The sequence below is a fragment of the Bradyrhizobium sp. 2TAF36 genome (assembly GCF_052114925.1).
Classification (GTDB): domain Bacteria; phylum Pseudomonadota; class Alphaproteobacteria; order Rhizobiales; family Xanthobacteraceae; genus Bradyrhizobium; species Bradyrhizobium barranii.
In genome coordinates this window covers 16866-30608 of the sequence record NZ_JBFRFR010000056.1, presented here as the reverse complement: position 1 = coordinate 30608, position 13743 = coordinate 16866, and the positions used below count along the sequence as shown (strand labels likewise).

13 protein-coding genes are annotated in these 13743 nt (G+C 63.1%); all 13 read left to right on the top strand.

Annotation, left to right across the window (positions count from 1 at the left end; all coding sequences use genetic code 11):
- Positions 1 to 143: 143 nt before the first annotated feature.
- The 13 genes from AB4Z51_RS29140 to AB4Z51_RS29080 all read left to right on the top strand — a co-directional run bounded on the left by AB4Z51_RS29140 (position 144) and on the right by AB4Z51_RS29080 (position 13743).
- Complete coding sequence (locus AB4Z51_RS29140; protein WP_441498522.1) at positions 144 to 827, top strand: hypothetical protein; 684 nt, start codon at positions 144 to 146, stop codon at positions 825 to 827.
- A gap of 108 nt (positions 828 to 935) precedes the next feature.
- Positions 936 to 2360: a hypothetical protein gene (locus tag AB4Z51_RS29135; RefSeq protein WP_441498521.1), complete on the top strand. Its 1425-nt coding sequence runs from the start codon at positions 936 to 938 to the stop codon at positions 2358 to 2360.
- On the top strand, positions 2357 to 3841 hold the full coding sequence (locus AB4Z51_RS29130) for a hypothetical protein (RefSeq protein WP_441498520.1): 1485 nt from the start codon (positions 2357 to 2359) through the stop codon (positions 3839 to 3841). Before AB4Z51_RS29135 ends, AB4Z51_RS29130 begins: the two co-directional genes overlap by 4 nt.
- Positions 3838 to 4527 (top strand): hypothetical protein, encoded by a 690-nt coding sequence (locus tag AB4Z51_RS29125; protein ID WP_441498519.1) that lies wholly within the window; start codon positions 3838 to 3840, stop codon positions 4525 to 4527. Before AB4Z51_RS29130 ends, AB4Z51_RS29125 begins: the two co-directional genes overlap by 4 nt.
- A 52-nt stretch (positions 4528 to 4579) precedes the next feature.
- Positions 4580 to 5218 carry a DNA-binding protein gene (locus AB4Z51_RS29120; protein ID WP_441498518.1) on the top strand — a complete coding sequence of 213 codons (639 nt, stop codon included), beginning with the start codon at positions 4580 to 4582 and terminating at the stop codon, positions 5216 to 5218.
- Between the two features lie 598 nt (positions 5219 to 5816).
- Positions 5817 to 6107 (top strand): helix-turn-helix domain-containing protein, encoded by a 291-nt coding sequence (locus tag AB4Z51_RS29115; RefSeq protein WP_441498517.1) that lies wholly within the window; start codon positions 5817 to 5819, stop codon positions 6105 to 6107.
- A gap of 1450 nt (positions 6108 to 7557) precedes the next feature.
- On the top strand, positions 7558 to 8385 hold the full coding sequence (gene fdhD / locus AB4Z51_RS29110) for a formate dehydrogenase accessory sulfurtransferase FdhD (RefSeq protein WP_441498516.1): 828 nt from the start codon (positions 7558 to 7560) through the stop codon (positions 8383 to 8385).
- Between the two features lie 68 nt (positions 8386 to 8453).
- Positions 8454 to 9011 carry a c-type cytochrome gene (locus tag AB4Z51_RS29105; protein ID WP_441498515.1) on the top strand — a complete coding sequence of 186 codons (558 nt, stop codon included), beginning with the start codon at positions 8454 to 8456 and terminating at the stop codon, positions 9009 to 9011.
- A 5-nt stretch (positions 9012 to 9016) separates the two neighbouring features.
- Positions 9017 to 10018 carry a cytochrome c oxidase subunit II gene (gene coxB, locus AB4Z51_RS29100; RefSeq protein WP_441498557.1) on the top strand — a complete coding sequence of 334 codons (1002 nt, stop codon included), beginning with the start codon at positions 9017 to 9019 and terminating at the stop codon, positions 10016 to 10018.
- Entirely contained in the window at positions 10015 to 11928 is a 1914-nt protein-coding gene (gene ctaD / locus AB4Z51_RS29095) for a cytochrome c oxidase subunit I (protein ID WP_441498514.1), read from the top strand. Before coxB ends, ctaD begins: the two co-directional genes overlap by 4 nt.
- A complete protein-coding gene (locus AB4Z51_RS29090) occupies positions 11925 to 12527 on the top strand; it encodes a cytochrome c oxidase subunit 3 (protein WP_441498513.1) in 603 nt (200 codons plus the stop codon). Before ctaD ends, AB4Z51_RS29090 begins: the two co-directional genes overlap by 4 nt.
- Complete coding sequence (locus tag AB4Z51_RS29085) at positions 12524 to 12862, top strand: hypothetical protein (RefSeq protein ID WP_441498512.1); 339 nt, start codon at positions 12524 to 12526, stop codon at positions 12860 to 12862. The genes AB4Z51_RS29090 and AB4Z51_RS29085 overlap by 4 nt, the downstream gene beginning before the upstream one ends.
- Before the next feature lie 20 nt (positions 12863 to 12882).
- Positions 12883 to 13743 carry a cytochrome c oxidase assembly protein gene (locus AB4Z51_RS29080; protein ID WP_441498511.1) on the top strand — a complete coding sequence of 287 codons (861 nt, stop codon included), beginning with the start codon at positions 12883 to 12885 and terminating at the stop codon, positions 13741 to 13743.

Genomic DNA, 13743 nt, shown 5'->3' with positions numbered 1-13743 from the left:
CGCGAGATTGGTGCAATCTTCTTCCAATCGGAGCATATCGTCGCAAAGCGGCTCACGCTTTACTTTCGCAGATCCACTTTCTATTGTCTTTTGGACGTAAAGGGGAGCCGGCGCTGGCCACGTCCACACAACTCATAGCCGTCATGGCGAAGATCGTCCACCGAGATCCCGAGACCGTGGCCGTCGCCATGCGCCGGCTCCGCGAGGCGGGCCTGGTCGAGGTGACGGGCAAGGGGCGAGCGGGCAAACAGATGAGCGCGCGCGACGCCGCCACACTGCTTCTGGCTGTCACCAGCGGCGCAACTCTCAAGGACTCGCCGGCGACGATCCGGGGCTACTGGAATCTGCAGCCCGTCGAGCGCCCCCACGCGGGCGCGAGCTGGGGGCACGCTCCCGGCTCGAGACCGTCGCTCGGCGGCAAATACTTCGCCCGGCTGTTCACCAAGCAGATCGGCCCCCTGGACCCCTTCGGAGTGGCCCTGACCGCATTGATCGAGGCCGCGACGGAGGGGCCTCTCTTCCCGGCGCCTCTTGCCGGCGACTGGATGAGCCCGGCGCCGAACGGCGACGGCGAGGTCCCGGGCGGGCACCTTCACTGTGGTCTCGAGGTCCGGATCTTCGGCCCGACCAGGGCGGCCTCGATCGCCGCCCATATCAACTACCGCCAGTGGCAATTCGAGCGCCACTACGCAGCCCCGGGCGAGGTCGGGTCCGCCACTGGCGAGCGAGAGCGAGCGGACCGTCCGGCCTCCGGGAGCGGCCCATATCTCGAAACCCGCATGATTTCAGTCGGCGCAATCCTAGCGATCGGCGAAAGCCTCCGCTAACCGTCCTTCCGATCATGGTCTAAAAGACGCTGGACTCTGACAATCGGACTGATTAGACAACATTTTGTCTGATCCTAAAGTCCTTTTATCCGAGTTCAGGAGCCTTCCGTGGCCAAACTTCCGACCGCCAAAGAAATCGAAACCCACATTTCCGAATCGGGACTGGGCCCGCTCGCCAAAGCCGGCAAGACCGTCCGCCGCATGGCCCGCGCCGAAGCGCGCGCCAACGATCTCGTCTGTGCGGACGGGGTCTCGGCCCGCGACAGCGAACTCGCGGTCAACTGGCCCGAAGTTCTCGACGACGCCGGCTCGGCGCACGCGATGACGGCACTCGAGGACTACCGGCGCCGGCTCGGCACGATCGATGAGAAGGAAGTCCTGATCGGCGCAGCGCTCCTCGAGGAGCTCGGCCCCGAGCCGCCTGCCAACGCTCCCAAGGCTCAACGCCGCACGTGGAAGCAGGAGAAAAAGGCCATGGAACGCATCGGTCTCTTCTGGGGGCCGATTCCGTACGGGGCCGTGTCCTCGTTCACGACCGACCGCTACCAGCAGGCCTGCAAGCTCATCCCCAACAAGAGGTCGGGCAAGATCGGGTTGGCCTACAGCACCGTCAAGACCGACATCGAGAAGGTCCAGCTCGCGGTGAAGAAGTTCGCGCGAATGACGAACCTCTCGTTCTACCCCGTGCTCGAAATCCCGAAGCACAAGGTCAAGCGGGAGTTCTACCTCCTGCCGAACGAGGATGCCCGTCTGCTCTGGGCCTGCCGCGGACGGGTCTGGAATCACGAGACGATGGACTGGGTGAAGACGATCGGCCCCGACGGGCGCCTCGTCAACGCCATCGACGAGGAGACGCTCGAGAACTCCAAGGGCATCGCGCGCATGGTCGTGACGGAGGTCTGGTCCGGCTGGCGCGACGAGAACATGCGCCTCGCGACCTGGAAGCGCCGCCCGTCCCACGGCAGCCTCGACCCAGAAAACGGCAAGATCCACCGCACCGGCTATTCGGCCCCGCCGACCAAGAAGAACAAGTACCCGTCCACGCGAATGCCGGTGCGGCTGCAGCAGCATTCGGCGCGCTGGAAAAAGTCGGACGACCGTGACGGCCACGACTTCATCTTCCGCAAAGGCGACGACCAGCCCTACGCCAAGGTGACGGTGCAGTACAACAACCTGGTCGAGGCGGCGGGTCTCAGCGCCGAGGTGATCCTGCACACGCATCGCCACACTTTGGCGACGTGGTGCGCCCACATGGGCGTTCCGATCCAGTCGGCCGCCAAACTGATCGGCGTGACGCCCAAGACGCTCCAGCGCATCTACGAGCACTTCTCGCCGCAGACCGAAGACACGGCGGTCGAGATGCTCGCCGACCCGAACTGCCGCAAGAAGCTGCGCAGCCTGACCCGCGAGGCCAACGTCAAGGCCGTCTCCTTCAACGGCGTCATCGCTCCCGAGCGCGCCCCCACGCGAAAGGTCAAGGTGCTGCAGCGTGTCCAGAAGATGCGCGACAGCGACGCGGCGGTGCGCAAGTGAGCCGCCGCAGCGCCCTGTCCGCCGACCGGCTCCGCAAGGCCCTGTCGCCGCAGACCTACAACTCGAGCTGCGCGACGGACTACTGGGTCCAATGTCTCCGCGCAGCCATCTCCGCCGTCCGCGCCTGCTGCGGGCTCACGAATGCGGAGGTGAGCTATTTCCATCGCGCCAACTGGCTCGAGGATGAACGGATCGTGCGCATCGTCGACATGAACGCGTTCTTCCAGCGCGACGTCCCGATGATGGACGCGGCCCGGCTCGTCGTGAGGCGGTACATGGACGCGATGCCGGCGCCGTTCAAGGAGTCCCGGTATCTCTTCGTGTCGCCCAAAGGCAAGCGCCTCGACGTGGCCTCGATCAAGCAGACGATCGATCAGGCGGCGCAGCGCAACGATCTCTCCCAGAACCTGTGGGGCGACCTCGGCGCGACCTTTTCGAAGGCGGTCCACTCCGATCCGGAACTGGACGGCGCCGCTCTGGTCCTCACCCGCAAGGGCCTCGCCGCGCACGGCCTCGACGACAACAACCGGCCGGGCATCGAACGTCTGGGGGAATGCCTCGACCGGCATCCGCTGGCCAAGTACGGCGACGTCTCCTTCTTCGAGGTGAACGAGCCCAGCTCGCGCCTCTACCGCCGGATCCGCGTCTGCTGGGAAAAGCGCGACCTGACGGATGACCAGCGCAGGAACCTGCGGCTCACCGAGTTTCCCGAAGCGATGGAACTGCACGACCGCGGCCTGATCACGCAAACCATCATGGCGCGCTACTTCGGCCTCAAGGACAAGCAGATGCGTCACTGGCGCGATCATTATGTGCTGAAGGGCGAGGCTTCTCTCCGCGGCAACCGCTCCGGCACCATGACCCAGGAATGGCGCACGAAGATCCAAACGCTGTGCGTCGACCGACCCGACACCGAGACGCGGCGAGAATTCCACGCCTTTCTCGTCGAGAAGCACGACTTCCCGTGGAAGCTGGCCACCCTCCAAACGTTCCTGGCGTCGATCGGATACCGATCGGAACACCGATATCGCAAGGTTTCGATCGCGTTCGGCGACCTCATCGAATCGGAGTACGCCGAGCTTTCGGCGCCCCCGCGTCTTCCGTCGTTCCATCGGCAGCTTCAGGCCAAGGGCTTCACGTACGGTCCCGAGGCCTTGCGCCGCTTCATGGACGACAATGGCTTGGCCCACATGCCCGACAAACACGGTCGCGCGTGGCAGCAGCGTGTCGTCGACGTGGCACGCGCGACCCGACCCAAGACGTACCGGGAGCTCCATGCCGTCATGGTCAAGAAGGGCTACCCGTGCTGGCCAGGCACAATGACCAAGTGGCTTCGCGAGGCCGGCATCGAGCTCAGCGCCAGGGCTCCGGGTGGCCGACGCTTCGGACGGCCGGGCGCTGCCGCCGACCCCGACAAGCAGAATCCGTGCAGCTCAGTCGCAACCTGCGTCCCCGCAATGGTCGAGGAGAAATCAACGTGATCAAGTCGCAAGAAGTGAGGCGCCATCTTTTGGGTTCGGACATGATCCGCGATGAAATCGCAGCGCGCCTCGAGTTGAACCCCAAGCTGGTCTCGACCTCCTTGGCCGACCTGATCGACGCCAACGCCGTGCCGTGCGACCTGCGGGACACAGCCGCGGCGCTGGCGTTCGACGGGGCGGCGGTGTTGATGGCCATCGGCGGTCGGCAGCGTCACCCGCCGACCGCGATGCGCACCGTGACCCGGTTGAGCGCGATGCCGTTGCGCAACGAGATCGGCGACGCGGCTCCCGACGGCGGCACCGCCGACACCTACCCGAACGAATCCGATCGGTTCGGACAAGCCATCGGCGAGCTGCTGCTCAAGCTTTGGACGGCCTCCAGGGACCCTTCCACGAAGGCCTTCTCCGGCGTGTCCGTCGGCATCTTCTGGAGCGCCGCTCCGGAGGACCTGCTGTTCGGAACGATCGAGCACAAAGCGACGTCGCGCCGCCGCGTCTACGCGGGCGAGCCGCCGCCCACCGACGGGGCTTGGCCCGCGCCGGTCGGGGGCATCATCTTTTCGCCGAGGTCCATTCTTCGCTTCGGCGCACTTCTCGATGCCGCGGTGACAGATACGCCGGCGGCATTGAAAGATCCGGGCGTTCCGATGCGGAGGAGCGTGGCGACCGATACGAAGTCGACCTGAGGCCGTTCGGCCATTCTGTTACCTGTTACGTAACGTTACGGAGGTGAGTACGATGTTGGATAGAGTTCGTGAAGCTATGAAGGACCTCGAAACGCGTGGAAGCGCAACGTCGGTGCGCGAGGTGAGGAAGCTCATCGGGGGCGGTTCGATGACGGACGTGGGTGCGGCGATCCGCAAGGTGAAGGAGGAGCGCGATGCCCTAAACACCGTTCGGACGGATTTGCCGCAGGCGCTCCAGGACAAGGTGTCGATCCTCAGCGTCGACTACTGGAAGGCGGCGCAGGAACTGGCCAACCGAGCGATCGAGGACGTCCGCCTGGGCGCCGAGGCGCGCATCGCGGCGGCGGACAACCAGGCCAGAGAAATGCTGCACGAGGTCGACGACGCCGAGCGGCGGCTCGACGACCTGAAGAAGAGGCTCGAGGATGCGGATCGGGCGCGCTCCGACCTCGAGCAAACGCACAAGAAGGCCGTCGCCCGCGCAGAGAAGGCCGAGATGCGCGTTGTCTCGCTCGAAGCCGAGGTGAAGGTCTCGCTCGATCATTTGAGGAGCCGCGACAAGGAGTTGGAATGGGCGTATGCGAGCCTCGAGCGCATGACCGCCGCGCTGACGGACCCGCGCAAGGGGAAGGCGTCGGCTCCGAAGCGTCCGAGCAACGGCGCCGATAAGCCCGAGACCGTGGCGGAATAGCGTCACTCGAGTTGTCACGAAATGAATGCCCGCCGCCGGCGGGCTTTTTTTTGTCTCGATCACTTGGCCGCTGATCGGTCATCAGGGAAGGCGTCTCGTCACTGAGGAGCGAGTGGGCGGCTCGAAGCCACGATGTCTAGAACGCCACTGGCTGTCGTGCCCGCCCGTTCGCCGCGAGAAGTTCGGGCTCAATGGCTAACGCCGAGCCGTCGGCGAACCGGTCTGCCAGCTATCGGCATGGCTTCCCCAACGGGAGAGACGCCCTGGCACAATGGCCACGCTTCCCGGCGACCGTTCTGCGTGTTCTAGCCGACCAAGCGTCAAGGATGACATTGCGCGTCTGGAAGGCAAGGTCCCCATCACGGAACGCGGCAGCTAGAACATCGCCCACGTCGTTGGGGCGCCGACCGGACGCGCATCTTCGGTGAGCCGTGGATCGCGAGCTGGATTCTACACGCTGCGAAGTAAGCGGTGGATGGTTATGGCTTTGCGGCACTAACCCGTTGAGATCTTAGGCCCTGGCATTCAAGGTTTCTTGGTCGAGAGGTCGAGCATCCGACAGATCGAATACATGCTCCAGGGGATCAGGCGCCTTCCAATGGCGAGAAAAAAGAAGAAGGAGCAAAAGCCTTTCGCAGATCGTTTTCCGACGCGCGAGTCCACGATTCTTGAGCGCCTAGGGGAGAATGTGCGTCAGCTTCGCGAAGAATGCGGGCTTTCTCAGGAGGCCCTGGCCGATAGAACTGATATCCAGCAGACCGAGATAAGCAAAATCGAGAACTGTAGGTCGAACCCAACGGTTCTTACCCTTGAGCGCCTTGCCGAAGCATTTGGAGTGACGGTGCCGGAACTGTTGCAGCCGGGCGTGGTGCAAAAGCGGAATTCCTGAACGGACCACGGCGGGACCGGCGGGACGCAACGCGGTCTTCACTAAGAAATCTGCTGAGAGAAGCGGATTTCGAGGACATGGTCGACTTGAAAGCGACTACCGTCCCATGGCATGGCCAGTGAGCGTTCATAGACTTTCTCGACTGCAAATGCAGTGAAGGATTTTGGTGTCGGCAGCGAAGGAGGCTCCGAAGCCTTGGAGGGATACCTCACTACTAAGCTTACTCAGGCGCGTATCTGCTAATTGGCGCGGTCTGGACGCGCGCGGGCGCACTTGCGGCGAGCACATTCGTGTCTCATGTCTGGCGGCGCGCCGGAGAAGAAGCGGCGAGGTGCCCGGGCATGAGATTGTAGGAACCGATAGGTTCCAAGAACGCTTGCTCAACGGCGTTTGTAGAAGGATCCCATAGATGCAAGCGATACGTCAGCGATAACTGAGGCACGAGGGCTGACAAGGGCTCAGGACCTGAGAATTCTCCGGGGAGGTCGGCGACGCGGAACCAAACTATTCTCCGACGGTCAGCAGAAGAGTTAGCCGGGCAGCTCCGGCAGATGGCCATGGAGGCGCCGATGCGTTCACTCTTTGCGGCCTTCGCGTTGGGAATATGGTTTGCCCGTCGGCGTTGAGGTAGTACGCCACGGATGGTGGCGCCTCCACGCTGCAAGTGGAGACAAGTACCGCGCAAATTCGCCGAGGGAAGGCCCGGGACGCTTAGACTGACGTGGCAGGACTTCGCTTCCCTCCTATGTGTTATCCGGACTGGCGGATCAGCGCCCCCGGAGTTCGTCGGAAAGACCTTGTGCGGACGATCGCTCGAAAGGAACGTCGTTTACAGCAAGACGTTGGCGGGCTGCGGCAGGACCAACCTGACGCCAAATGGCTCATTCGGAGGATCGCTATGAAATTGTTCGTAGGTGCGCTTGCAGTCGCGTTCGCTCTGTCGGCTTCCGGGGCGAGCGCTCAAACCAGCCAGCCAAACGCCGCCAACGCCCCGAGCTCTCAGAATTCTGGAACCGGGATAGCCGGCCAGCCCGGAAACAAGAACGGACCCGCGGGCAAGCCGGGCGATACGGTCGGCTCATCCAGCGGCACGAATTCGACAGTCCAGCAGCAGGATACGTCCAGCGTGAAGGGACTTCCTGGAAGTAAGAGCGGACCAGCCGCCAAAAAGCCGGATCGAAAGTAAGGACGCTGCCGTAAGGCGGCGCATTCACCGCACCGCAATTACGCCGGCAAACCTTCGAAGATCCTTTTCGATCGAGACCTTAGCTGGTCGATCGATAGTTTGCGAATACGGCGCGCTCTGAGCAGCGACGGAACAACCTCCGATCCCTAGCTGAGTCGTAGCGGCCGTGAAGATGGGGAGCGGCGCTTCGCTGCCATCACTTCGATGAGTTAGTGCCGGGAACCATCGCTCATTGCAGCGTCGCATATTTCTTTGGAGGTTGCAGTGCACGGTTCGCAGTTCGAGAGCCAAGAGAGATTGCAGAATGCCATCGTCGAAGCTGGTTACAGCAACCAAGATGGGCGGCTTGCTGCCCGCAAGCTGGCGGAAGAAACCCCCGTAGCGTTCGTGTACAATGGAACAACTTTCGCCGTCGTGATGGCGACCCCCGCCGATCTCACCGACCTCGCCTTCGGCTTCAGCCTTACTGAGGGAATTATTGCCGCGCCATCAGAGATCGAAAAACTCGAGATCGTTCGGCACGGGGATAGTGTCGAGCTGCGAATGTGGCTCACTTCCGACCGAAGCGACCGTCTCGCGGCACGGCGGCGGAGGCTGGTCGGCCCGACGGGTTGCGGCCTCTGCGGGATTGAAAGCCTGGCTGATGCATGTCCGCCCATCCCATGCGTTACAAGCGATCTCTCGCTTGGCCCCGAGGACATCTCGTCTGCTCTGGACGCTCTGACAGCCGCGCAGGAGATCAATCGTGCGACCCGAGCAACGCACGCAGCCGGAATCTATCAGCCGGGTTCAGGATTGTTGCTGCTGCGCGAAGATGTCGGCCGGCATAATGCTCTCGACAAACTCGCGGGAGCGATGGCCGCCGAGGGCGTGAAAGGCTCCTCCAGCGCCCTTGTTCTCACCAGCCGCGTATCGATCGAGCTTGTGCAAAAGGCTGCCGTCATCGGCACAGGCATTCTCATTGCGGTCTCCGCGCCGACCGCGCTCGCAGTCCGAACTGCATCTGCGTCGAGGATCACGTTGATCGGCATTGCGCGCGGCAGAGAATTCCAGGTCTTTAATTGCCCGGAGCGCATTAGAGCAAAGACTTGAACTTCCAGGAACCAAGCAAAAACACACCGATTGTTAGTTCCCTTGAGTTGACGGGTCAGATGAAGCGGATGGCCAGCATTTTCCTTGCAGTTGCGATGGCGCTGGCGGGCTGCCAGCGGGAACAGCGACAATTGCGGCTCGATCCACCCGCAGCCGATGCGCTCGACAAGGTCGCGCTGATGCCGAACGGCATCGCCGGCGCGCCCCCGCAGGTCTATTTCGCGCTGGGCCAGCCGTATGAGGTCAACGCCTACAATCTGAGCCAGGGCAAGCGGCTGTATGCGTGGTTCGGCTGCAAGAGCTGCCATGGCGACGGCCAAGGCGGCAGCGGGCCGGCCTTCCTTGACGGCTGGTGGTATTACGGCCCCGAGATGGTCTCCATCTTCGCCTCGATCCGGGATGGGCGGCCGCACGGCATGCCGTCGTTTCGCGACAAGATGACGACGGATCAGATCTGGCAGCTTGCAGGCTATGTGCAGACCATCGGCTCCTATGAAGGCAAGACCGCCGCGCCGAGCCGCAACGACGAGAAGCAGACCCGACCTGCCGAAAATCGCGCACCAGCCAAGCTGCTATTCGATCAGGGACCCTCACCGGTTCATTTGGATCAGGGACCGACGCCGTGATCCGCGTGCTGCGCAAGGCCTGTTTGAGCGCAACGCTCGCCGTACCGCTGGCCGCATGCGGCAGCAATTGGCAATCCGCACTCGACGTTCACGGCACCTCGGCGATCAGCCTGAAGCATCTCATCCTTCTGATCGTTGCGGTGTGCTGCGTCGTGTGGATGCTGGTGATGGTCGCGCTGATCTGGGCTTTGTGGCACCGGCGGGAAGGCCGGCCGACACCACCTCAGCCCGCCCGCGAACGTCGCATGACCATCGCGGTCACTGGCGCCGTCATCGCCACCACCGTCATCATCGGCACGTTCACCATCATGAGCTTCTTTGCCACGCGGAGCCTCAGCGTTGCCGGGCAGGACGATCTGACGATCCGGGTGCGCGGCCTGCAATGGTGGTGGGGCCTCGAGTATATCGGCCCGGATCCATCCCGGCGATTTGAGACCGCCAACGAAATCCACATTCCGGTGGGCCGCAACGTGCGGCTCAAGCTCGAGGGCCTCGACGTGATCCATTCGTTTTGGGTCCCAAGCCTTGCGGGCAAGCAGGACCTGATCCCCGGTCGCTCGAACGAGTTGGTTATCCGCGCCGAGAAAGCTGGTGTCTATCGCGGTCAATGCGCAGAATATTGCGGCATGCAGCACGCGCACATGGCACTGCTGGTGATCGCGGAGTCGCAGGACGATTTCGACAAATGGGCGAACGCGGAGCGGAATGCGGCGGCCCAGCCGGTCGAAGAGGAGGCCGCCGCGGGGATGCAGACGTTTCTGACGAAGCCGTGCGCGGCCTGCCACACCATCCGTGGCACCCTTGCGGCCGGCACCACGGGGCCTGATCTCACCCATGTCAGCAGCCGCCGGACCATCGCGGCGGGGCTGTTCGAAACCACGCGCGGCTCGCTCGCAGCCTGGATCGCCGATCCACAGACCATCAAGCCGGGCAACAACATGCCGATGGTGCCGCTAACGCCCGACGAGCTGCGCGCGGTCTCCGCTTATATGGCGAGCCTGAAATGAACAGCCCCGCCACAGCATCCAGCCCGCGCGACATCGACATCCAAGGCACGCGCCTGACAGAGGCGCTGACGGAAACATGGAAAACGCCGCCCGGCGTCTGGGGCGCGCTCACCACCGTCGACCACAAGATCATCGGGCGCCGTTACATCTTCACGGCCTTTATCTTCCTCGCCCTCGGAGGAGTTCTCGCCGCGCTGATGCGGATTCAACTCGCGCAGCCGGAAGCGCGCCTGCTCGGCGCCGATCGCTATAATCAGATCTTCACCATGCACGGCTCCAACATGATGTTCCTGTTCGCCGTGCCTGTGATGGAAGCCGTGGCGGTCTACCTGGTGCCGCTGATGGTTGGCACCCGCAACATCGCCTTCCCTCGCCTCAACGCATTCTCCTACTGGATCTATCTTGCCGGCGGCGCGCTGCTATGGATTGCCTTTGCGCTCGACATGGGACCCGACGTCGGTTGGTTCGCCTATGTGCCGCTATCCGGGCCGCAATATGCGGCCGGCAAGCGCGCCGACATCTGGGCACAGATGATCACCTTCACCGAAGTCTCCGCGCTCGCGGTCGCGGTCGAAATGGTCGTCACCATCTTCAAGCAACGCGCGCCGGGCATGACGCTCGACCGCATCCCCGTGTTCGTGTGGGCGATGCTGGTGACGTCCTTCCTGATCATCATGGCGATGCCGGCGATCATGGTCGCCAGCACCAGCCTGATCCTCGACCGCCTCGTCGGCACGCACTTCTTCAATCCGGCCGAGGGCGGCGACGTGCTGCTCTGGCAGCATTTGTTCTGGTTCTTCGGCCATCCCGAGGTCTACATCATCTTCCTGCCCGCGGCCGGCATGGTCTCGACCATGATCGAGCCTTTCGCACGGCGGCCGGTGTTCGGCTATCTCGGCCTGGTGATGGCACTGATCGCCACGGGAATCCTCGCCTTCGGCCTGTGGGTCCACCACATGTTCGTGACGGGCCTGCCACGTCTCGGAGAGAGCTTTTTCACGGCGTCCAGCATGGCCATCGCGATCCCTGCCGGCGTTCAGATATTCTGCTGGCTGGCAACGTTGTGKGACGGCAGGCCGGTGTTCAAGACGCCGCTCCTCTTCATCATCGGGTTCTTCGTCACGTTCGTCATCGGCGGCCTGACTGGTGTGCTGGTTGCCTCCGTGCCATTCGACACCCAGGTGCATGACACTTATTTCGTCGTCGCGCATTTCCATTATGTGCTGGTCGGCGGCGCCGTTTTCCCTCTGCTCGGCGCCATCCACTACTGGTTTCCCAAACTCACCGGACGGATGATGAGCGAGACGCTCGGGCAATGGTCGTTCTGGCTAATCACCATCGGCTTCAACGCGACCTTCTTTCCGATGCATATCCTCGGTTTGGAGGGCATGCCGCGGCGCATTTACACCTATCAACCCGACCTGCCGTGGCACGCTCTCAATTTGTTCGCGAGCCTCAGCTCTGTCGTGCTCACCGCCGGGTTCCTGGTCTTCTTCATCAATGTCATTCGAAGCGCGCGCGCCGGCGACGTCGCGTCCGACAATCCCTGGGGCGCACCTACTCTGGAGTGGGCCACCACATCGCCTCCCCCCAGCTACAATTTTGCGATGATCCCCGTGGTCAATAGCTTGCATCCGCTGTGGGACAGCCGCGACGCGCTTGCAGTTGCCGAGGGCCTGCGCACGGATCGGCGCGAGCTGGTGGTGACGTCGCTGAATACCGCCGAGCCACAGGCGCGCGAGGCCTCGCCGCGGAATTCGATCTGGCCTCTGCTGACGGCGATCGCAACCAGCATCATGCTGATCTGGTCGATATTCACCCCATGGGCGGTGGTGTGGGGCTCGATCCCGATCGCGGTCGCGCTGATCGGCTGGTTCTGGCCCAAGGGCACGCCAGAGGATGAGGCATGAAGGAAAGGATCGTGCTTGATCTCGGCAAGTTGCCGTTACACGGGATGGGGACACAGAGTGCCACCTGGTGGGGCACGCTCGCCTTCATGCTGATCGAAGGGACTGGCTTTGCCCTGYCGATCGCGGTCTACCTCTATCTGATGGGCCTGGCGACCACCTGGCCGATCAACGCTCCCCCGCCCGACGTGCTTCCCGGTACATTGGTGACGCTGATTCTGCTCGTCAGCCTGGTGCCCAACATCCTGATCTCGCGCTGGGCGGAGCAGCAGGATCTGCGCAAGGTCAGGATCGGGCTCATCGTCATGTCGATCCTGGGAATCGCGCCGCTGATCGTGCGCATCTTCGAATTTCCTGCGCTTCGGATCAGCTGGGACACGAACGCTTACGGCTCCGTGGTCTGGCTCCTGCTTGGCCTCCACACCACGCATATCATCACCGACCTCGCCGATACCCTGGTTCTCGGCGTGCTGATGTTTACGCGCCACGCGCAAAATGCCCGTCGCTTCGGCGACGTCCAGGACAACGCCATGTATTGGAACTTTGTCGTTGCGGCCTGGCTTCCGATCTATGGCTGCATCTATTGGCTGGCACGGATATGATTTCAAAGTTCCTGACCCATCTCACGATCTGGGGCGGCCTTTGGTTCGCCGCCTTGATCTGGGCCCTGAACATGCAACTCGGACAAATACTTCCCGATGTCGACTGCCGATCCCCGCTGCATATCTCTGCCATCATCTCCCTTGCAGGCGCGACCTTGACCGCTCTATCGGGCGTCGCGTCGTGGTCCTGCGCACCACGGCCGGGTGTCGCGAGCGCCCCGGCTCACACGATCGATTTCGCCCGAGCGGTCAGCGCCCTCTCCGCCTGCCTTTTCACCTTTGCTCTTGCGATGCAGGGCATGGCCTCTCTGGTGTTGACGGGATGCGAAAGATAGCGGCAATCACAACTGGCCTGATGGCGAGCGGTGCAGCACATGCCCACGAACTGACCCCGGACGTGAGCGGCGCTTGGACGCTCGATCCCTGGATCGTCCTTCCTCTAATTGCTTTCGGCTTCATGTACGGCATTGGCGCGCTTGTTCTGCTCCGGCGACGGGCTCGTGGTCCTTGTGCCGGACTCTGGCAGGTCGCTGCCTGCACGGCCGGCTGGCTCTCGCTGATCGCGGCGCTGGTGTCGCCGCTGCACTGGCTTGGCGAACGGCTGCTGAGCTTTCACATGATCGAGCACGAGATTCTGATGGCCGTATCCGCGCCGTTGGTGGTGATCGCGCGACCGGTTGGAACGCTGTTGTGGTCCCTGCCCCGCCGCGTTCGGTTGTCGATCGGCCACTTGATGCGGCTGCCTGCCACTGACGCCGTGTGGGGCCTGCTCAGCACCGGTCGCAACGCCACGATTGTGCACGGAATGGCGATCTGGGGCTGGCACGCGCCGCTCCTGTTCGATGCAGCCGTTTCCAACCTCGTCATGCACAGGGCGCAGCATCTCAGCTTCTTCCTGACGGCCGTCCTGTTCTGGTGGTCAGTGTTCAGGCGAAGTGAAACCGGTGCCGCCGCCTGGCATGTCTTCATCACCATGCTGCACACCAGCGTCCTCGGTGCCTTGATGGCACTTGCGCCGCATCTGCTCTACCGGGAGCAACAGGAGGCCGCGGCGGCGTGGGGGCTAACCCCGCTTGAGGACCAGCAACTGGCTGGCATCATCATGTGGGTGCCGGCGGGAACCATTTATGCCGGCGCGGCCCTTGCCCTGATTGCGCTTTGGATCACGCGTGCCGCGAAACAAACGGAGCGTACCAATGCCCTTCGTGCGCAGTAG